Consider the following 19057-nt stretch of genomic DNA (forward strand, 5'->3'; position numbering starts at 1 on the left):
GGGGGGGGGGGGGCGGGGCGGCCGGGGCGGCTGGCTGACCGGGCACTTTTCGTCACGCTGGCGCCCGTCTGACGACGAGTTCCGCTCGGTCGCTGGTTGCGGCGCGGCGGGTCCTGCCCGGTCGCTCCAAGCGTCCGTCCCACACAGGAGTCGTGGCTCGCGTCGTTCTCCAAAAGTGCGGCGGACGCCGGGTGACGACCGCACCGCGCGTCGGATGATGCCGTGCATGGCTCCACCAGCACCGCTCCCCGACCCGCTCGGCGCGATCCCGTTCCGCGTCCGGGGTGCTGTGGCAGATGGCGTGTCCCGTGAACGTCTCCGTCGCCGTGACCTGGTCACCCCCGTGCACGGCGTCCGGGCAAGCGCGTGCTCGGATGTCACGCCGGTGGAGGCTCTCGCCGTGGTCCTCCGACCGGACCAGTGGTTCAGCCACGTGACCGCTGCTCGGATCTGGAGCGCGCCCTTGCCGGCCCGGCTCCGCGACGACACGACCGTGCACGTCTCGTCCAGTTCGGAAGCAGCGATGCGACGGAACGGCGTGATCGGTCACCGGTGCCGGTACCCGGACGTGCGCGAGCACGAAGGGAAGCGGGTGAGCAGTCCGGCTCGGACGTGGTTCGAGTGCGCTGGTGTCCTCACCGTCGCCGAACTGGTCGCGGTCGGGGACCACATGGTCGGCCGTGCGGGCCTGGCAAGCGTCGACGACCTCGCCGCGGCCGTCCGGCCCGGAGCCCGCGGCGCGCAGGTGGCCCGTGCGGCGCTCGAGCGTGTGCGCGTCGGCTCGGAGTCTGCGATGGAGAGCGCTCTGCGGCTCGCGGTCGTGGACGCCGGCTTCCCCGAACCGCAGCTCAACATCGACGTGCACGGGAGCTCGGGGGACTTCCTCGGCCGCGTGGACATGGCGTGGCCCGAGTACCGGATCGCGCTGGAGTACGACGGGGACCATCACCGGGACCAGGCGACCTTCCGCCGCGATCAGCGCCGGGGGAACGGGTTCGTCGTCAACGGCTGGCTCGTCATCCACGCGACCGCTGTCGATCCAGCCCGGCCCGCGGTCCTGTTCGAACGACTGCGCCAGGCGTTCGCTGACCGAGCGGGCAGGACACCCCGTCGGCCGACCGGTCATCGGGCAGAAGATGTCGCTCGCGGCGGGCGAGGGTGACGAAAAGTGCACGCTCGGGGGCACCGCGCGCGATACGCCGCCCGCCGGCGGCCGGCGGCCGGGTCAGGCGGCGGGGGCCTCCGGGGCGCCGGGGGCGGCCGCGTCGCTGTAATCCCGGGGGAGCAGGGGGAGCCACACGCGGAAGGTGGCGCCACCGCCCTCGGTGTCGAAGACCTCGACCGAGCCGTGGTGCGCCGCGACGATGCCCGAGACGATCGCGAGCCCCAGCCCGGACCCGCCGGTGTCCCGCGCGCGCGAGGTGTCGGCGCGCCAGAACCGCTGGAAGATCTTGTCGCGGAGCTGCGGGGGGATGCCCTCACCGTGGTCGATGACGTCGAGGTGCGCCATCCCGCGCTCGTCGTCCACGCCGATGCCGATCTCGATCGGGTCGTCGTGCTCGGTGAACCGCATGGCGTTGCCCATCAGGTTCGTGACGATCTGCCGGATCTTGTTCTCCTCAGCGAGGACGATCGGCGGACGCTTCGGCAGCACGACGGTGGGCAGCGGCGTGGTCTCGTCGGTGAGTACGCCGGCGTCGACGCTCATCGCCCGGGTGCGCCGGGCCCGCAGGCGTGCGATCGTCTGCCGCGAGAACGCGATCGGGCCGGTGGTGTTCGCCGAGGTCGGCGACACGGGCGGCAGGGCGCTGTCGACGTCGGCGGCGGGGCGCACGGCCTGCGCGATGCTCTCGCCGGTCACCGAGTCCTCGACGAGCACCTGGATCTCACGATCGGGGTTGGAGGCCATCGTGTCGAGCGCGGCGTCGCGGGCGATCGCGACGAGGTCGACCGGGCCGAGTTCGAGCGGCTTGGACTCGTCGATGCGCGCGAGCTGCAGCAGGTCCTGCACGAGGAGCCCCATGCGCTGGGCTTCCTTCTCGATCCGCTCCATCGCCTGGGCGACGTCTTCTTCCTTGCGGAGTGCGCCCATGCGGTAGAGCTCGGCGTACCCGCGGAGCGACACGAGGGGCGTGCGGAGCTCGTGCGAGGCGTCCCCGACGAACCGGCGCATCTGGTCGATGGTCCGCTGCCGGTCCTCGAACGCGCTGTCGATGCGCTCGAGCATGACGTTCAGGGATCGGTTCAGACGACCGACCTCGGTGTTCGGGGTGTCGGCTTCGAGCCGCTGGTTGAAGTCCCCGGCGGCGAACCGTGCGGCGGTGTCCTCGACGTCGCGTAGCGGGTCGAACGTGGCCGTGACGAGGAGCCGGGTGAGCATGGCGCCGAGCAGGATGACCGAGATGCCGAACCCGAGGAAGATCACGGTGAACCGGGCGATGGTCTGGTCGGCGTCGGCGCTGGACACCGCGACCAGCACGAACCCGGTCTCGGTGGTGCCGTCGGTGCGGTTCTGCAGTGCCGCGGGGATGACCTGTGCGCGCCACTCGTGGTTGTGCCGGCTGTCGTAGAGCGAGAACCGCGTGCCGGCCTTGGCCGCGGCGGCGAAGTCGAGCTGCCGGATGTCGGGTCGGCTCGATGCCCGGGTCTGGCAGATCTGCGCGCTGTGGGCGTCGTACGCGGCGACGTAGGCGCTCTGCGAGAGGACCACGGACAGCTTGCAGTACTGCTCGCCGTCGCTGATGTTCTGACCCTCGAGCTGCTCGGTGGTCTGCTTGACGTTGTTGTCGAGCTGCGACATCAGGTACGTGGACAGCACGGTCATCGTGCCGAGCCCGGCCACGAGGAGTCCGAGCGCCACCAGCAGCACCGTGATCCCGGTGATCTTGGTGCGCAGGGAGATCCCGTCCCACCAGTGGCTCATTCGCGTGTGCATGCTGCCCCAACGATAGACGGCGGCTGCGGGTCGAAACCCGGCAGCCGCCGTGAAGACGATCCGAGGACCTAGGAGGCCTTGGACGCCTTGAGCATGTACCCGAACCCGCGCTTGGTCTGGATGATCGGCTCGGTGGAGTACTGGTCGAGCTTCCGACGCAGGTACGAGATGTACGACTCGACGATGCCCGCGTCGCCGTTGAAGTCGTACTCCCACACGTGGTCGAGGATCTGCGCCTTCGAGAGCACGCGGTTCGGGTTGAGCATCAGGTAGCGCAGGAGCTTGAACTCGGTCGGGGAGAGTTCGATCTGGGCGTCGCCGATGGTGACCTCGTGCGTGTCCTGGTCCATCGTCAGCTCGCCGGCGCGGATGATCGCGTCTTCCTCGTCGTTCATGGTGCGACGGAGGATGGCCTTGATGCGGGCCACGATCTCGTCGAGCGAGAACGGCTTGGTCACGTAGTCGTCGCCGCCGACGGTGAGGCCGGTGATCTTGTCCTCGGTGTCGTCCTTCGCGGTGAGGAACAGGATCGGGGAGGTGTACCCCGACGACCGCAGGCGCTTGGTGACGCCGAAGCCGTTCATGTCCGGGAGCATGACGTCGAGGATGATCAGGTCCGGCTCTTCCTCGAGCACGGCGGAGATCGCCTGGGCACCGTTGCCGACCGCACGGACGGCGAATCCGGCGAAGCGCAACGAGGTCGTCAGGAGGTCGCGGATGTTCGGCTCGTCATCGACGATCAGGATCTTGGGGCCATCGCTCATGGGCCTATCTTCTGACCGTTCCCTAAGGATTTCCTGGGAGCGGTTCGTGCGTCACCCTGTGACAGTCTGGAGGAACGGTGCCAGCTGGCACCGCTCCTCCAGTCCGGAAGCCGGGAACCGCCGTCAGGCGGCCTCGGCCACCTGGTCCGCGTCGAGGATCGTGTACGAGTACCCCTGCTCCGCCAGGAACCGCTGCCGGTTCTGCGCGAAGTCCTGGTCCACCGTGTCCCGCGCGACCAGCGTGTAGAACGACGCCGGCAGGCCGTCCTTGTTCGGCCGGAGCAGGCGACCGAGCCGCTGCGCCTCCTCTTGCCGGGAGCCGAACGAGCCGGACACCTGGATCGCCACCGTCGCGTCCGGGAGGTCGATCGAGAAGTTCGCGACCTTCGACACCACGAGGACGTCGATCGAGCCCTCGCGGAAGGCCTGGTAGAGCCGCTCACGTTCGTCGATGGGCGTGGCCCCGGTGATCTCGGCCGCGTCCAGGCGCTCGGCGAGGTCGTCGAGCTGGTCGATGTACTGCCCGATCACGAGGATCTGCTCGCCGCGGTGCTTCTCGATGAGGTCGCGGACGACGGGGGTCTTCGCGGGGGAGGTCGCGGCGAGCCGGTAGCGCTCGTCGTCGCTCGAGGCGGCGTACTCCAGCCGGTCCTGGTGCGGGAGGTCGATGCGGACCTCGTAGCAGGACGCGGGGGAGATGTACCCCTGTGCCTCGATCTCCTTCCACGGGGCGTCGTAGCGCTTCGGGCCGATGAGCGAGAACACGTCGCCCTCGCGCCCGTCCTCGCGCACGAGCGTCGCGGTGAGCCCGAGTCGTCGTCGGGCCTGCAGGTCGGCGGTCAGCTTGAACACCGGCGCGGGGAGCAGGTGCACCTCGTCGTAGACGATGAGGCCCCAGTCGAGGGCGTCGAGGAGCGACAGGTGCGTGTACTCGCCCTTCCGGCGGGCCGTGAGGATCTGGTAGGTCGCGATCGTGACCGGCCGGATCTCCTTGACGCTGCCGGAGTACTCCCCGATCTCGTCCGCGGTCAGGGTGGTGCGGCGGAGCAGCTCGTCGCGCCACTGCCTGGCCGAGACCGTGTTCGTGACGAGGATGAGCGTCGTCGCCTTCACGGTCGCCATGGCGCCGGCGCCCACGAGGGTCTTGCCGGCACCACAGGGCAGCACGACCACGCCGGAGCCCTGGGCGAAGAACGTGTCCACCGCCTGCTCCTGGTACGGACGCATGTGCCACTCGGACGTGTCGAGGGCGATCTCGTGCGGCTGCCCCGGCGTGTACCCGGCGAGGTCCTCGGCCGGCCACCCGAGCTTCACGAGCTCCTGCTTGATCTGCCCGCGGGCCCACGGCTGCAGCTCGATCTGCTCCGGGTCGACCTGGTCGCCCAGGAGCGGCTTGATGCGCTTGGACCGGACGACCTCGGCCAGGATGGCCGGTTCGGACGAGGTGAGCAGCAGCACGGGCTGGCGCTCGAGTTCCTCCCCGGGGGAGTTCGCGATCGCGGGCGCATCCGGGCGTTCCTGGCGACGGATGACGAGCCGCCCGTAGCGGGAAACGGTGTCGCGGATGTCCACGGTGACGCTCTGCGGCACCGGGAACTTGGCGAACTTCTCGAGGGTGTCGATCATCGACTCGGCGTCGTGTCCGGCGGCCCGCGCGTTCCACAGGCCGAGCCGGGTGATGCGGTACGTGTGCACGTGCTCCGGGGCGCGTTCGAGTTCAGCGAACGCCGAGAGCTCGTGCCGTGCGTCCTCGGCGTCGGGGTGCGCCACCTCGAGGAGCACGGTGCGGTCGCTCTGCACGATCAGCGGTCCGTTCATGACGGATCAGCCTAGGCGGCGCGGCTGCGTTCCCGCCCCGATGTCCGCTGGGGGCACATCGGCACCAGCGCTCGGTGCGCGCGTCGCGGGGGGCAGGTGGCGGCATCGCGCCTGCTCTGCCGTATCGGGCGCCCGTCGGGTCAGGCGTCGCTCTCGACCGCGACGACCAGGGACAGCGGCAGGGTGCGCTCGACGTCCACCGCCGTGTCGCGGCCGCGCACCCGACCCGCGGCGACCGAGGTGGGCACGATGGAGAACGGCCGCTCGCTGCCGTCCGGCATCCGGACGGTCAGCCGGATCGGGGTGCGACCGCGGACGGCGAGGTCGATCTGCCGCCCGAGCCACTCCTGCTCCGGCTCCGCGTCACCGCGTTCGGTGGTGACGCGGAGGCGCCCCACCAGCGCGTGCGCCGCCTGTTCCGGGGACCGTCCCGCTCCGCGACGGCGGCCGGGAGGCGCGGTGTGCGAGACGGGGCGGGCTGCGGTGGTCAGGACGGCCGGGTACCGCTGGTCCTCGAGCGCGGTGTGGACGACGTGCGCCGGGTAGCGGGTGACGAGGGTCGTCAGGTCGGGACGTTCCCACGCCATCTGGCGGAGCTCGGCGTCGACCCCGATCAGGTCGAGCTGGTCCGGGGTGCCGTGCACGACCGTCCCGACGCCGTCCGGCCCGAGGTCGACCACGAGTCCGCCGTCGCGGGCCGCCACCTGGTCGATCAGGTAGGCGAGGGGCTGTGGCAGGCCGGTGGCGGCGAGGCGTTCCAGCAGCCCCACCACCTCGTCACGGGTGTGTCCGGCACGGAGGGCGCGCCGGAGGGAGTCCTCGGAGATCCGGTAGCGGGCCGCGAGCCCCGGTGCCTCGAGGTCGGCGACCGCGCGCAGGGCGTCGTCGTCCGCCGGCGCGAGCGGCCCAGGCGCGATCACGGTCAGGTCGTGCTGCAGGTAGACGCTGTCGACCGTGTTCGGCAGGTCGGCGATCGCGTGCGCGGCGGCGTCGGGTGCGTCGTCGAGGAGCGCACGACCGGTCGGCGTCACGTGCCCGTCCACCGTCAGGCCGAGCGCTCCGGCGGTGCCGGCGGCGTCGAGCAGGACGGCGTCGAGCCAGCGGGCACCGGCGGGGTACGCCCAGCGGCCGAGGGCGACGAGGTCGCGGAGGTCGTCGCCGGCGAGGGCGAGGACCTCGTGCACGGCCGTGTCCAGGCGCTCGCGCCACGCGGTGACGAGCGAGGTCCAGCGGTCCGGCCACCCCGCCGTGAGCCAGGCGCTCCCGGCGTCGGTGGCCAGCCAGGCACCGTCCTCGACCACGGCGAAGCCGACGCCGTCGAGCAGGGACAGCCGATCCGGGATCACGTCGGCGTCCGCGCCGGCTCGCTCGGCGAGGGTGCGGGCGAGCGGTGCGCCGATGCCGCCCTTCACGAGTTCGCGGACCGTGCCGTGGTCCACGGCGCGCAGCAGCTCGGCCAACACCGTCATGGTCTCGAAGGCGTGCTCGGCGCCGGCGGCCCGCGCGCGGTCCTGGTCGGCGGGGTCGGCTGCTGAGCCGGCGGGACGGACCTGCCCCGCGCCTCCCGGCCGGCCGTCGTCGGTCGTGGCACCGGGCACGAGGGCCGCGAGCTCCGAGTGGGCGGCCAGGCGCGAGGCGACCGCGTCGTCCACGCCGCCGTCCGCGTCGGCGAGCCCGAGCTCGACCGCGGGGACCAGCGCGTCCGGGTCGCCGCCGTGCTGCAGGGCGATGAGTGTGCGCCGCGGCAGGTGTTCGATCGCGGCGTCCACGGCGTCGTCCGTGCGGAGCGCCTCGGCGAGGTCGAAGAAGTCGGAGACGCGCTGGGAGCCCGTCTCGGCGAGGACGGCGGTGGGGAGCCGCCGGGCGAGGACCAGGCGTTCGAGGGCGTCGTCCGGCAGGGCCCGGAGTCGGGCGGCCAGATCGGCGGTGGTCGTCATCGACCCGTGGCTGCGTGACGTCCGGCGGACGTCAGCGCGCCTGTCGGTTCTCGCGGGCGCGGCGGGTCCAGGTGATCGCCAGGAGCACGAAGACCATGACCATGCCGATCGGGAACCCGACGAGCGGGATCGCCATGACGACGGGCCAGGGCATCTGTCCTTCGGCGCCCGGGGCGGTCAACCACATGATGATCATCGCCACGAAGCACAGCAGGCCGAGGACGAAGATCCCGCCGACCATGAACGCGAGAGCACGTTCGGTACGATTGAACGTCACCGGGGAGTCCGCGGATTCGCGTGAGTTCCCGGTGGGACGGGTCGGCTTGGCCATCGGCCCAGGATATCCGACGCACCACGGCTGTTCCACGACCTCGAGGAGTCCAACGCATGCCCACCGGCAAGGTCAAGTTCTACGACGACGACAAGGGGTTCGGGTTCATCACCGGCGACGACGGCGACCAGGTGTTCCTGCACGCGTCCTCGCTGCCCGACGGCGTCACGACGGTCAAGGCCGGTTCCCGCCTGGAGTACGGCGTCGTGCAGGGCAAGAAGGGCTCGCAGGCGCTGTCCGTCCGACTGCTCGACCCGCAGCCGTCGCTCGCGAAGATGTCCCGCCGCTCCGCGGACGACATGGCCGTCATCGTCGAGGACCTCGTGAAGGAGCTCGACCGGATCAGCGGTGACCTCCGCCACGGCCACTACCCGAAGAACGGCGCCCGGACCGCCGCGATCCTGCGCCACGTCGCAGACCAGTTGGATGCGTGATGACTGACATCGAGCCCACCCCCGTCGACCCGACACCGAACGCCGAGGCTCCCGCGGACGCGCTGTCCGACGGGTCCGAGTCGACGCAGCCGGCGCCCACGCCTCCGGCGCCGCCGCGTCCGGCGCCCACCGCTGCACAACTCGCCGAGTACACCGCGCTCGCCCGGACGGCGCTGCTCGAGGTGACGCCGGAGGAGACCGTCGGTTCGTCGGTCGGCACCGTCGACGAGGGCGACGGCGTCGTCTCCGTGCAGTTCTCGAACCGGATGGCCGGCTACCCCGGTTGGCGGTGGACGGTGAGCGTCGCGCAGATCGGTGACGACGAGCCGACCGTGCTCGAGGTCGAGCTCATGCCGGGCGACGGTTCGCTGCTGGCGCCGGAGTGGGTCCCGTGGTCCGAGCGGCTCGCGGACTACCGCGCGGCGCAGGACGGTGCGGAGCACGACGACGAATCCGACGAGGATGACGACTCGGACGAGGACGACGACTCCGACGACGACTCGGACTACTCGGACGAGGACGACGACGAGTCGGACGATGACGAGTCCGATGACGACGACGACGACGATGACGAGTTCGACGCCGACGAGGACGACCTCGACGAGACCGAGGACGACATCGACGGGGTCGACGTCGACGAGCTCGACCCCGCGGACGACGACTCCGACGACGACGACGACGATGATGACGACGACGACGAGGCCCCGGCGCCTCCGGCCCGCGCTGCTCGACGTCGCTCCCGCCGCGTCCGTCCGGTCGACCCGGACGACGACCTGGAGGCCGACCGGCTCGACGCGAGCGAGGTCGACCCGGAGTTCCACTCCTCCTGACGCGATCGGGGCGCCCCGGTGGGCGACCGCGCAGCGCGAGAGACACGGAACGGACGCAGCACCACGGGATCCCGTGGTGCTGCGTCCGTTCCGCGGTGAGGCAGTGCCGGGTCGGCGGGTCAGCGCAGCGCGGTGACCGTGTAGTCGATGGCGCGCACGAGCTTCGCGACGTCGTCCGGGTCGATCGCGGTGAACGTCGCCACGCGCAGCTGGTTTCGGCCGAGCTTCCGGTACGGCTCGGTGTCGACGATGCCGTTCTGCCGCAGGGTCGCGGCGACGGCCTTCGCGTCGATGGAGTCGTCGAGGTCGATCGTGGCGACGACCTGCGACCGGTGCTCCGGCACGGTCACGAACGGCGTCGCGTAGTCGACCGAGCCGGCCCAGTCGTAGAGCGTCGCCGACGAGGTCTTCGTGCGGAGGTCCGCCCACGCGAGGCCACCGGACTGGTTGATCCACTGCACCTGGTCGTCGAGCAGCAGCAGGGTCGCGAGGGCCGGGGTGTTCAGCGTCTGGTTCAACCGCGAGTTGTCCACCGCGTTCTTCAGCGACAGGAACTCCGGGATGTAGCGGCCGGATGCGGCGATCCGCTCGACGCGCTCGATCGCGGCGGGGGAGAACAGCGCGAGCCACAGCCCGCCGTCCGACGCGAAGTTCTTCTGCGGGGCGAAGTAGTAGACGTCCGTCGCGCTGACGTCGAACGCGGCACCGCCCGCGGCACTGGTCGCATCGACGACGGTCAGGGCGCCGGGGTCGCCGACGGCGCGGACGACCGGGGCCATCACACCGGTCGAGGTCTCGTTGTGCGGGTAGGCGTAGACGTCGACGCCCTCCACCGGCTCGAGCGCGGCGAGGGACCCACCGGGTGCCTCGATGACGTGCGGGGCCTCGAGCCACGGCGCGGCGACGGCCTTGGCGAACTTGGAGCCGAACTCACCGAAGGACAGGTTCTCGGCACGGTGCTCGACGAGCCCGAACGCCGCAGCGTCCCAGAACGCGGTCGAACCGCCGTTGCCGAGGACGACCTCGTACCCGTCGGGCAGGTCGAACAGGTCGGCGAGACCCGAGCGGACGCTGCCGACCAGGTCCTTGACGGGCTTCTGCCGGTGCGACGTCCCGAGGATCGTCGCGCCGCGGGTCACGAGGGACTCGAGCTGCGCGCCACGGATCTTGGACGGGCCGCATCCGAAGCGTCCGTCGGTCGGGAGGAGTTCGGCGGGGATGACGATGTCTGCCATGCGCCGATCCTACCGAGTGGTATCCCAACCCAGGCGACCCTGCACCGGCCGGACGGGGCGGGCATGCACCGCGCCTCCCGGCTGTTGGCATCTCGAGGGGCGTGGCACCGTTCGGTGCCCGTCGCCGTGAACAAGTAGGGTGGGGCGCGCTGCACCCCGGACATGAGAGGCGGACCGTGACCGATCTCGTCGACACCACGGAGATGTACCTGCGGACCATCCTGGACCTCGAAGAAGAGGGGATCGTCCCGCTGCGCGCGCGCATCTCCGAGCGCCTCGGGCACTCCGGGCCGACGGTCTCGCAGACCATCGCCCGCATGGAGCGCGACGGCCTGGTCGTGGTCTCCGGGGACCGGCACCTCGAACTCACCGACGAGGGACGTTCGCGCGCCACGCACGTGATGCGCAAGCACCGGCTGGCGGAGCGGCTCCTCGCCGACGTCATCGGACTCGACTGGGCGTTCGTCCACGACGAGGCCTGCCGCTGGGAACACGTCATGAGCGAGCAGGTCGAGGTCCGGCTGCTCGAGATGCTCGGCAACCCCACCGAGTCCCCGTACGGCAACCCGATCCCGGGCCTCGCCGAGATCGGCGGCCCCGCTGCCGAGCCGTTCCTGGCGGGTGTGCACAACATCGTCGTCGCGACCGAGGGCACGGACCAGGTCGCCACGGGGGTCATCCGTCGCCTCGGGGAGCCCGTCCAGTTCGAACCGGAGCTCCTGCACCAGCTGCGGACCGCCGGCGTGATGCCCGGCCGACTCGCGAGCGTGCAGCGTGCCGGGGCGTACGTCGCCGTGCGGGTCGAGGGTGAAGAGTCCGGCATCGAACTGCCCGCCGAGGTCGCACAGCACGTCTACATCGAGACGAACTGATTCTTCGAGCTGATCAGTTTCTCGCCGCTGACCAGGGGTTCTTAATCGTTCCGTTACAAACGGGCGGTTTCATCTCGACAAGGTAACGGTGGCCCCGTACACTCGACGAGTCCCCGGGATCACGGCCCCGAGGACCCGTGGCAGGACGTCTCGACACCCGTCTCCTGCCTCGATCGGAAACGATGACGAACGGATGGGGTTGCACCGACCGGCCACTGGCCGCGACGTGGTGACGAGGCGCCGGAGACACCACTCTTGACGCAGACCGGTTCCGCCGCGGGCGACCTCACGCCCGCACACCCGACGAACACCGAGACCGCCACCGACGCTCCGCTCACCCGGCGTGCGCTCCGCCAGGCCGACACCGGCTCCGTCCGCAAGGTGACGCCCGTGCGCGAGGCCCCGCTGCCCGGAGGCCGTCGTGCCGCCCAGGCCGCTGCAGCCCGCACCGCCGCCACGGCGAAGTCCACCGCGTCCGCCAAGAAGCGCCGCTTCCTCGCGCCGGTCGTGTTGACCGTCGCCGTCGGCATGTTCGGGACCGTCGCCGTCGCCCCGGCCATCGCGGCAACGCAGCCGTCGAGCACGTCGAACGCCGCCACCGCCGAGCGTCAGATCCGCACCACCCAGAGCCAGGACTTCTCGGTCTCCGACGCGGTCGCCCTCGCCGGCACCAGTCGCGACGGGTACGGCGCGACCTCGACCGCGACCCTGAACGCCGAGAAGGCGCAGCAGGCCGCCGCTGTCGCAGCCGCGGCCGCAGCTGCCTCCGCGAAGCAGGCCGCCGCCACCCAGGCGGCCCGGGCCGCCACCGCGAAGCAGTTCTCCTCGTACACGGGCCCCACCGCCTCGGACTACGTGGCCACCGCCAAGGCCGCGAACACCCCGTTCTCGCTGCCGGCCGTCGTCGCGACCGCGAAGCAGTACATCGGCACCCCCTACGTCTTCGGTGGCGCCGACCCGTCGGGCTTCGACTGCTCCGGCTTCGTCATGTTCGTCTACGCCCAGTACGGCATCAACCTGGCGCACTCCGTGCCCCTGCAGGACCACGCGGGAACCACGATCCCCGAGTCCGAGGCCCAGCCGGGCGACGTCGTCATCTTCAACAGCGAGGCCCACGACGGCTTCTACATGGGCAACGGCATGATCATGGACGCCCCCAAGCCGGGCGGCGCGATCTCGATCCGCCCGATCTGGACCAGCGACTACCACATCGTCCGCTTCGGCATCTGACGACCTGAACCGGTCCGACGCTCGTCCCGACCGGACGCCGTCGAATCCGTGAACATCGCCGGAACCGGCCCGCGCACCCTCGTGCCGGGCCGGTTTCTGACGTACCCTGGCGCTGCAACGGTCCGAACCCGCCCGGACAGGGAGACCTCATGTCAGCGTTCCGCACGACCCGCACCACGGGTTGGCGCGCGCACGTCGACATACGGTCGACCACAGCCTGCGTGCACGAGCACGCCCCTGCATGACGAGAGCACTGCCCGCAACGGGTGGTGCTCTTCGTGGTTCAGGGGTCGTGCACGCTCGGCTCGTGGTCCCCGCCCGCCGTCTCCGGCCCGACGCACCCGCACCGCCTGGAAGCCGTCCAGGCTCGTCGGAAGGGAACCCATGCGCACTCTCGTCCTCAACGCCGGTTACGAGCCCCTCGCGGTGATCTCGTTCCGTCGGGCCCTCGTGCTGGTCATGAACCAGAAGGCCGCCATCGTCGCAGCGGACGCCGACCACCCGGTCACCGGGTCGACGTCGAGCTACGACCGTCCGTCCGTCATCATCCTGACCCGCTACGTGCGGATCCCGCAGTCGAGACTCGTGCCGGTGTCCCGTCGCGGGGTGCTCCGTCGCGACGCGAACCGCTGCGCCTACTGCGACCGGCATGCGACGACTATCGACCACGTGCAGCCGAAGTCACGCGGGGGGCAGGACTCGTGGGAGAACCTGGTGGCCTGCTGCCTGGCGTGCAACAACGCCAAGGGCGACCGCACGCCGCAGGAGATGGGGTGGCGGCTCCGGTTCCGGCCGCGCGCTCCGCACGGGGCATCGTGGGTGGTGCGCGGGATCGAACGGCCCGAGGCGGACTGGGACGAGTACCTGGTGGCCGCGTAGCGGCGATCATCCGGCCCTGACCCGCGACGAACGGGAGGCGCGGTGCCAGCTGGCACCGCGCCTCCTGTCCGTCTACCGCTCGCGCAGGGACGGCCGGGTGCGGACCGGGGCCAGCCACCTGGTCAGGAGCACCGCGGTCACGCTGCCGGTGGCCATGATCGCGGCGAGGACGACGATCTGGAACCGGCCGGCCTCGAGCGGTGAGACCCCGCCGAAGATCGCACCGACGAACGCACCGGGCAGGGTGACGAGACCGGTCGTCTTCGTCTGGTCGACCGTCGGGATGAGGGCGGCGCTGACCGCCCGGCGCACGAGGTCGACCGTCGAGCGTCTCGGGGTGGCGCCGAGTGCGAGCCAGCCCTCGACCTCCTCCCACCGGTCGTCGACGAGCTCACGGAAGCGTCGCCCGGCCATCGTCGCGATGGACATCGCGTTGCCGATCACGATCCCGCCGACCGCCAGGACGTAGCGCGGGCTGAACGCGATCGCGCCCGAACCGAACACCACGACGCCGCTCACCAGGATGCCCGCGGCCATCGTGACCGCCACCGGGGCGAGGCCCGTCCGCAGGCCACCGAGTCGTCGTGCCGCGGTCGTGGCCGCCACGGAGAACATCACCGTCAGGGCCAGCGCGATGAGGAGCGGCGACCGGATGATCCCGGTGAGCACCAGGCTGATCGCCGCGAGCTGCACGACGCCCCGGAGGATCGCGGCCGCCGGCGCCCAGGGCGACGCTGCACGGGCGGTGAGCAGCACGGTCGTCGCCACGGCCACGAGCAGGAGCACCCCGACGAGGGTGCGGACGATCTCGTCCGCGGTCACGGGCGGAGCACGGAGCCGGTCATGGCGGCATCGTACCGGGAGCGCGGTGTGGCTCGTCGGGCCGGAGTACGCACGACGTATACACCATCCGCGGTCTCGAGTCGATCCCCTCGTACTGGTTCCGTCTCCGACGTACCGTTTCTGTCTACCGGCACAGCGTCGCACCCGCGGCGCGACCGGCACCAGGACAGGACCTCGACATGAGCAGGGACACATCGTGACACGCCACGAACAGGGATCGGGGATGCTTCCCGGGTCGACGAGGAACCACCGCGAGCAGCGCGTCCCGTCGGCGTTCGGCGACCCGGCCTGCCGCGACGGCCTCATCGCGGGGGCCGCCGTTGCGCGCCGACCGACGGGCCCGTCGGACGGACCGCACCTCCGCGGGCTCGCGCTCGTGATGACGGTGGGTGTCTGATGACCACCGCGCTGACGACGCGACCGGTCCAGCCCGCCGCAGCCTGCAGCTTCCGCGCTGTCGACCCGCTCCCGTCGGACGCGTCCCTCGTCGCGGACGTGACGAGCCTCGCCGACCCGGTCCGCGAGTCCATCGCCGGGACCGACACCGACCACGCGATCGCGGCCCTCGCCGGGTTGTACGCGGGGAAGCGGTGGCACGCGGCGCCGACCGACGGCCCGTTCTGGTTCCGGTACGCCGCGCTCGGCGACACCGAGCTGTCGCTCCGCCGCTCGCAGATGCACGGAGCCCTCAGGGGTGACGTCGCGACCGGTGACGACTTCGTCGTGGAGTGGATCGACCGTGGTGCGGCGCGCATCGACGTCGGACGTGACGAGGTGGTCCAGCGACCACACCAGCCCGCACTCTTCCCGCCCGGGCGCCCCTTCGACTTCGTGTCCGAGGACTGGGACCAACGCCTCGTCCACGTGCACCGCGACCTCGTCCTCGACGTGGCGTCGGAACGGTACGACCTCGAGTCCATCGGTGGCGGGGGCGATGCACTCCTGTTCGACCACACCGCGGAACCGACCCCGGCTGCCACCGAGCGGTGGTTCACCGCGGTCCGCGCGGCCTCGGCTGCGCTCCGGACCGGCGGCGCCGGATCGCTGCGCTGGCACGAAGCGTCCCGCGGGGTCGCGGCGGCGCTGCTCGAGCTCTACCCGCCGCGGTTGGACGCGTTCCACGACGCGCTGAGCCAGCCCGACCGGGCGAACCTGCGCCGCGCGGTGGACTTCATCCACGCCCACGCGCGGGACCCCCTCACCGTGGGGGCGATCGCCTGTGCGGCGAACACGAGCATCCGGAGCCTGCAGGAGAACTTCCGCAACGTGCTCGGGACGACGCCGATGCTCTACCTGCGCGAGGTCCGGCTCGACGGGGTGCGGGCCGACCTGCTCGCTGCGGACCCGCACCTGTCCTCCGTCGGCACGATCGCCGGACGGTGGGGCTTCTCGCACCTCGGACGCTTCGCCGGCGAGTACGCGCAACGGTTCGGGGAACGACCGAGCCACACCCTCCGCCGGACACGCTGAACGGGCGGCCGACCCGTCGACACCGTCCCCGGGTGGCGGTAGCGTCACGCCCATGACCGAGCCGACGTGGATCGACGACGACACCATCGAGGACCTCCGTGCCCGACTCCGGGCCACCCGCTGGCCGGACGCCCCCGCGGGCAGCGGCTGGTCGCTCGGGGTGGACGTCGAGGAGCTCCGCGCGCTCGTCGCGTACTGGGCCGACGGGTTCGACTTCGCCGCACACCGGGACGCACTCGCCGCGCTGCCGAGCCGACGCGTGGTCCTCGACGGCATCGGCGTCCACCTGCTCCACGCCCGCGCTCCCCGTCCGGACGCGCTCCCCGTCCTGTTGGCGCACGGGTGGCCGGACTCCGGTTGGCGCTACCGCAAGGTGCTCCCCGTGCTCGTCGACGCGGGGTTCGACGTGATCGTCCCCGACATGCCCGGGTACGGCTTCTCCGACGTCCCGCCGCAGGTCCTCGACGCCCGGCAGGTCGCGGGGCTGTGGGCCCGGCTGATGACGGAGCTCGGCTACGACCGGTTCGCGGTGTCCGGCGGCGACATCGGCACGCACGTCGCCCGGTACCTCGCGCTCGACCACCCCGACCGGGTCGTCGCCGTGCACCGGACGGACGGCGGCCTGCCGTGGCCCGGGATCGACCCGTCGTCGCTGTCCCCCGCAGAGCGCGCGTACATCGACGCCACCGCTCGGTGGCGGACCGCCGAGGGTGCGTACGCGATGGTGCACCGGACCAAGCCCCAGACGGCTGCCGTCGGCCTCACCGATTCCCCCGCGGGGCTCGCGGCGTGGATCGTCGAGAAGCTGCGCGCGTGGAGTGACTGCGACGGCGACCTCTGGAGCGTCTACACCCGTGACGAGGTCCTCGCCCTGCTCACCGAGTACTGGGCCACCGGCACGATCGGGTCGTCGATGCGGATGTACCACGCGAACGCTGCGATCCCGGCCGACCAGTTGTCGCGACGGGTCGAGGTCCCGAGCGGGTTCTCGTTCTTCCCGGGCGACATCCTGCGGGCTCCGCGGGAGTGGCTCGAGCGGACGACGAACCTGGTGTCCGTCCGGGTCCTCGACCGCGGCGGACACTTCGCGGCGTTCGAGCAGCCGGCGCTGTTCACCGAGGAGCTCCGGACGTTCCTGGACCCGTTCCGCCGATAGAGTGGACGGGCCAGCCTCTGTAGCTCAATGGAAGAGCAGTTCCGTCCTAAGGAAACGGTTGGGGGTTCGAGTCCCTCCAGGGGCACCACAGTCCGCTCGGTGCTCGGCCCGGCATGGTACGCCCGGCGCATCGCGTGATCCGGTCCCCGCACCCGGTTCGCCGCGCAGAGTGGACAACCCTATGCTGGGGTCACCGGATCGAGTACAGGGTCCTGTCGTCACGATGCACCTCGCGATCTGCGGGGTCTGGCACCGCGGGACGGTCCGGCTAGATCCGGGGTGCGCATCACTCCGACGAAGGGCCGGTCGCCGTGACCGCCAGCAACCGACCGTGCACCACCGTCATCGAGCACTCCGCCGGGGCGCCGCGGAACCCCCGCTCGCCCGTCTTCGCGACCACCGAGTCGCTGGTGCTCGCGTGAGCGCCGGTCTCCCCGAAGCGGGTCACCGTCAGGTCCTCCGGTCGCCCGGCGCCGCTGCCACGGGTGGTGCCTCGACGCCCGCGGGGCCGTCCGACGAACCGTCCTACGCGGACTTCCTCGGCGAGCAGGTCTGATCCGACGCAGGTCTGATCCGACCATCAGGTCGATCCCGCCGCTGCGGTGAGCATCCGCGCAGCTTCGGACCCGACCACGCGCTCGAGGCGTCGCTCGTCCTAGTCTGACCGCATGGGGAACGAGAACGGCAGGAACCGCCGTCGCGGGGGCACCATCACCGCGGTCATCGTCGTGGGGTACCTGGCACTGCGGCTCGGGCTCCTCGCATGGCGCGAGCACGAGAGCGGGATGTCCACCGGCGGCATCGTGCTGAGCGTGATCGGTTTCGCCGCCCTCGTCGTCGTCGTCGCGGAGGCGACGCTGGCCGTGCACCACGCGCGGACGCGGCGGCGCGAGGCGGCCCTCATCGTCCAGCACCCCACGGCGCACCTCGTCCCGGTGTTGGTGCACAAGGACCTGGGGCAGCAGCTCCGGCACGCTGCCGGGGTGCTCGGACAGGCCCTGCCCGACGTGCCGCGCCGCGGGTACGCCACCCTCGTCGCCGACGGCCACGGCATCGGCCTGTACACGGGCGGTGCGGAGCCGCGGCTCCTCCTCGGGGTGCCCCGTCCGGCCGTGCAGGCCGTGGCGGACGGCGAGACCTCGGCTGCGGGCCGGTACGCGTTCGGCAAGGTCGATGCGCTCCGGGTCCTCGTCGGCACCGGAGCGCCGGTCGCGGTGGACTTCCCCGTGTACCGGACCGTGCTCGGCTTCCCGAAGACGCTCCGGGGCGAGGAACTGGCCGAGCGTGTGCGTGCGGTGGCCGGTTCCGCCGGCGTGCCGGTCGCGACCGGCTGAGGCACGCCCGCCTCCGCACGCCTCCCAGCATGTGGGACCCGGGACCGCTCGTGAAATCGAGCCTGTCCTCGTGCGCCCGACGGGGCGATACTGGGGTGGTGCGTGAACTCCAAGCCGCCATCGCCGCGGACCTCAACGTCCAGCCGACCATCGAGCCGGAGCAGGAGATCGCCCGCCGTGTCGGGTTCCTCCGCGACTACCTGCTCACGACCGGCGCGAAGGGGTTCGTGCTCGCCATCAGCGGCGGGCAGGACTCCACGCTCGCCGGGCGCCTGACCCAGCTCGCCGTCGAGTCGCTCCACGCCGACGGGCACGCCGCCGAGTTCGTCACCGTGCGCATGCCCTACCGGGTGCAGGCCGACGAGGACGACGCGCAGCTCGCCCTCGGCTTCATCGCCGCCGAACCGGGCATCACCGTCAACATCGAGCACGGCGTCGACGGGGTCGTGCAGGACACGGCCGCCTCCGGCGTCGAGCTGAGCGACTTCGTCAAGGGCAACGTGAAGGCGCGCATGCGGATGGTGGCGCAGTACGCCGTCGCCGGGCAGCGTGGGCTCCTGGTCGTCGGCACCGACCACGCCGCTGAGGCCGTCACCGGGTTCTTCACGAAGTACGGCGACGGCGGTGTGGACATCACGCCGCTCACCGGGTTGACGAAGAGCCAGGGCCGCCAGCTCCTCGAGCACCTCGGCGCCCCGGCCCGTCTGTACCAGAAGGCCCCGACGGCGGACCTGCTCGACGAGACCCCCGGCCAGACCGACGAGGCGAACCTCGGGCTCGCCTACGCTGAGATCGACGCGTACCTGCAGGGGCACGACGTCCCGGTCGAGGTGGCCGAGGCCATCGAGACGCGGTACCGCGCGACGGAGCACAAGCGACAGGTGCCGGCGACGCCCTTCGACGACTGGTGGCGAGCCGACGCAGGTCGCTGACGCGACGGCGGACGGGAGGCGCGGTGCAGGTCCGACCTGCACCGCGCCTCCCGTCGT

The 19057-nt window shown here is 71.5% G+C and carries 19 protein-coding genes and 1 tRNA gene; 13 read left to right on the forward strand and 7 right to left on the reverse strand.

Annotated features, from left to right (window positions below):
* The first annotated feature begins 226 nt into the window (after positions 1–226).
* Complete coding sequence (locus J7E22_RS15830; protein WP_214982806.1) at positions 227–1162, forward strand: hypothetical protein; 936 nt, start codon at positions 227–229, stop codon at positions 1160–1162.
* Between the two features lie 63 nt (positions 1163–1225).
* On the opposite strand, the gene J7E22_RS15835 is transcribed toward J7E22_RS15830, so the two are convergent.
* The 5 genes from J7E22_RS15835 to J7E22_RS15855 all read right to left on the reverse strand — a co-directional run bounded on the left by J7E22_RS15835 (position 1226) and on the right by J7E22_RS15855 (position 7785).
* A complete protein-coding gene (locus tag J7E22_RS15835; RefSeq protein ID WP_214982807.1) occupies positions 1226–2935 on the reverse strand; it encodes a cell wall metabolism sensor histidine kinase WalK in 1710 nt (569 codons plus the stop codon).
* A 68-nt stretch (positions 2936–3003) separates the two neighbouring features.
* On the reverse strand, positions 3004–3699 hold the full coding sequence (locus tag J7E22_RS15840; RefSeq protein WP_071298388.1) for a response regulator transcription factor: 696 nt from the start codon (positions 3697–3699) through the stop codon (positions 3004–3006).
* 123 nt (positions 3700–3822) lie between these two features.
* Entirely contained in the window at positions 3823–5517 is a 1695-nt protein-coding gene (locus J7E22_RS15845) for a DNA repair helicase XPB (protein ID WP_214982808.1), read from the reverse strand.
* A gap of 140 nt (positions 5518–5657) precedes the next feature.
* Positions 5658–7454 (reverse strand): helicase-associated domain-containing protein, encoded by a 1797-nt coding sequence (locus tag J7E22_RS15850; RefSeq protein WP_214982809.1) that lies wholly within the window; start codon positions 7452–7454, stop codon positions 5658–5660.
* Positions 7455–7485: 31 nt separating this feature from the next.
* On the reverse strand, positions 7486–7785 hold the full coding sequence (locus J7E22_RS15855; RefSeq protein ID WP_214982810.1) for a hypothetical protein: 300 nt from the start codon (positions 7783–7785) through the stop codon (positions 7486–7488).
* A 56-nt stretch (positions 7786–7841) separates the two neighbouring features.
* Here J7E22_RS15855 and J7E22_RS15860 point away from each other — a divergent pair, with 56 nt between their 5' ends.
* On the forward strand, positions 7842–8219 hold the full coding sequence (locus J7E22_RS15860; protein ID WP_214982811.1) for a cold-shock protein: 378 nt from the start codon (positions 7842–7844) through the stop codon (positions 8217–8219).
* Positions 8219–9049: a DUF3027 domain-containing protein gene (locus tag J7E22_RS15865; protein ID WP_214982812.1), complete on the forward strand. Its 831-nt coding sequence runs from the start codon at positions 8219–8221 to the stop codon at positions 9047–9049. Before J7E22_RS15860 ends, J7E22_RS15865 begins: the two co-directional genes overlap by 1 nt.
* 119 nt (positions 9050–9168) lie before the next feature.
* Here the strand turns inward: J7E22_RS15865 and serC are convergent, their stop codons facing one another.
* The gene (gene serC, locus J7E22_RS15870; protein ID WP_214982813.1) at positions 9169–10284 is read right to left on the reverse strand and encodes a phosphoserine transaminase; all 1116 of its coding nucleotides are present in this window, start codon (positions 10282–10284) and stop codon (positions 9169–9171) included.
* Between the two features lie 176 nt (positions 10285–10460).
* On the opposite strand from serC, the gene J7E22_RS15875 reads away from it, so the two are divergent.
* From J7E22_RS15875 to J7E22_RS15885, 3 genes are all read left to right on the forward strand, one after another.
* Positions 10461–11156: a metal-dependent transcriptional regulator gene (locus tag J7E22_RS15875; RefSeq protein WP_214982814.1), complete on the forward strand. Its 696-nt coding sequence runs from the start codon at positions 10461–10463 to the stop codon at positions 11154–11156.
* A 255-nt stretch (positions 11157–11411) separates the two neighbouring features.
* Positions 11412–12386 carry a C40 family peptidase gene (locus J7E22_RS18040; protein ID WP_214982815.1) on the forward strand — a complete coding sequence of 325 codons (975 nt, stop codon included), beginning with the start codon at positions 11412–11414 and terminating at the stop codon, positions 12384–12386.
* Positions 12387–12770: 384 nt separating this feature from the next.
* Positions 12771–13265 (forward strand): HNH endonuclease, encoded by a 495-nt coding sequence (locus J7E22_RS15885; protein WP_214982816.1) that lies wholly within the window; start codon positions 12771–12773, stop codon positions 13263–13265.
* 72 nt (positions 13266–13337) lie between these two features.
* On the opposite strand, the gene J7E22_RS15890 is transcribed toward J7E22_RS15885, so the two are convergent.
* A complete protein-coding gene (locus tag J7E22_RS15890) occupies positions 13338–14087 on the reverse strand; it encodes an ABC transporter permease (protein ID WP_308159281.1) in 750 nt (249 codons plus the stop codon).
* Between the two features lie 217 nt (positions 14088–14304).
* Between J7E22_RS15890 and J7E22_RS15895 the strand changes: the two genes are divergently transcribed.
* The 7 genes from J7E22_RS15895 (at position 14305) to nadE (ending at position 19000) form a co-directional block, all read left to right on the forward strand.
* Complete coding sequence (locus J7E22_RS15895; RefSeq protein WP_214982818.1) at positions 14305–14505, forward strand: hypothetical protein; 201 nt, start codon at positions 14305–14307, stop codon at positions 14503–14505.
* The gene (locus tag J7E22_RS15900) at positions 14505–15578 is read left to right on the forward strand and encodes an AraC family transcriptional regulator (RefSeq protein ID WP_214982819.1); all 1074 of its coding nucleotides are present in this window, start codon (positions 14505–14507) and stop codon (positions 15576–15578) included. Before J7E22_RS15895 ends, J7E22_RS15900 begins: the two co-directional genes overlap by 1 nt.
* 52 nt (positions 15579–15630) lie before the next feature.
* The gene (locus J7E22_RS15905; protein ID WP_214982820.1) at positions 15631–16734 is read left to right on the forward strand and encodes an epoxide hydrolase family protein; all 1104 of its coding nucleotides are present in this window, start codon (positions 15631–15633) and stop codon (positions 16732–16734) included.
* A 13-nt stretch (positions 16735–16747) separates the two neighbouring features.
* A tRNA-Arg gene (locus J7E22_RS15910) sits at positions 16748–16822 on the forward strand.
* Positions 16823–17152: 330 nt separating this feature from the next.
* Positions 17153–17290 (forward strand): hypothetical protein, encoded by a 138-nt coding sequence (locus J7E22_RS15915; RefSeq protein WP_214982821.1) that lies wholly within the window; start codon positions 17153–17155, stop codon positions 17288–17290.
* Positions 17291–17402: 112 nt separating this feature from the next.
* Entirely contained in the window at positions 17403–18068 is a 666-nt protein-coding gene (locus J7E22_RS15920) for a hypothetical protein (RefSeq protein ID WP_214982822.1), read from the forward strand.
* 98 nt (positions 18069–18166) lie between these two features.
* Positions 18167–19000, forward strand: a complete 834-nt coding sequence (nadE, locus tag J7E22_RS15925; protein WP_214982823.1) for an ammonia-dependent NAD(+) synthetase — start codon at positions 18167–18169, stop codon at positions 18998–19000.
* Positions 19001–19057: the final 57 nt, after the last annotated feature.

Origin of the sequence: Curtobacterium sp. ISL-83 (assembly GCF_018613895.1) — a bacterium.
Lineage (GTDB): Bacteria > Actinomycetota > Actinomycetes > Actinomycetales > Microbacteriaceae > Curtobacterium.

Excerpts from the sequence above, each read along its gene's own strand:
- J7E22_RS15830 (WP_214982806.1), top strand. The coding sequence starts at position 227 with ATGGCTCCACCAGCACCGCTCCCCGACCCGCTCGGCGCGATCCCGTTC.
- J7E22_RS15835 (WP_214982807.1), bottom strand. The coding sequence starts at position 2,935 with ATGCACACGCGAATGAGCCACTGGTGGGACGGGATCTCCCTGCGCACC.
- J7E22_RS15840 (WP_071298388.1), bottom strand. The coding sequence starts at position 3,699 with ATGAGCGATGGCCCCAAGATCCTGATCGTCGATGACGAGCCGAACATC.
- J7E22_RS15845 (WP_214982808.1), bottom strand. The coding sequence starts at position 5,517 with ATGAACGGACCGCTGATCGTGCAGAGCGACCGCACCGTGCTCCTCGAG.
- J7E22_RS15850 (WP_214982809.1), bottom strand. The coding sequence starts at position 7,454 with ATGACGACCACCGCCGATCTGGCCGCCCGACTCCGGGCCCTGCCGGAC.
- J7E22_RS15855 (WP_214982810.1), bottom strand. The coding sequence starts at position 7,785 with ATGGCCAAGCCGACCCGTCCCACCGGGAACTCACGCGAATCCGCGGAC.
- J7E22_RS15860 (WP_214982811.1), top strand. The coding sequence starts at position 7,842 with ATGCCCACCGGCAAGGTCAAGTTCTACGACGACGACAAGGGGTTCGGG.
- J7E22_RS15865 (WP_214982812.1), top strand. The coding sequence starts at position 8,219 with ATGACTGACATCGAGCCCACCCCCGTCGACCCGACACCGAACGCCGAG.
- serC (WP_214982813.1), bottom strand. The coding sequence starts at position 10,284 with ATGGCAGACATCGTCATCCCCGCCGAACTCCTCCCGACCGACGGACGC.
- J7E22_RS15885 (WP_214982816.1), top strand. The coding sequence starts at position 12,771 with ATGCGCACTCTCGTCCTCAACGCCGGTTACGAGCCCCTCGCGGTGATC.
- J7E22_RS15900 (WP_214982819.1), top strand. The coding sequence starts at position 14,505 with ATGACCACCGCGCTGACGACGCGACCGGTCCAGCCCGCCGCAGCCTGC.
- J7E22_RS15905 (WP_214982820.1), top strand. The coding sequence starts at position 15,631 with ATGACCGAGCCGACGTGGATCGACGACGACACCATCGAGGACCTCCGT.
- J7E22_RS15920 (WP_214982822.1), top strand. The coding sequence starts at position 17,403 with ATGGGGAACGAGAACGGCAGGAACCGCCGTCGCGGGGGCACCATCACC.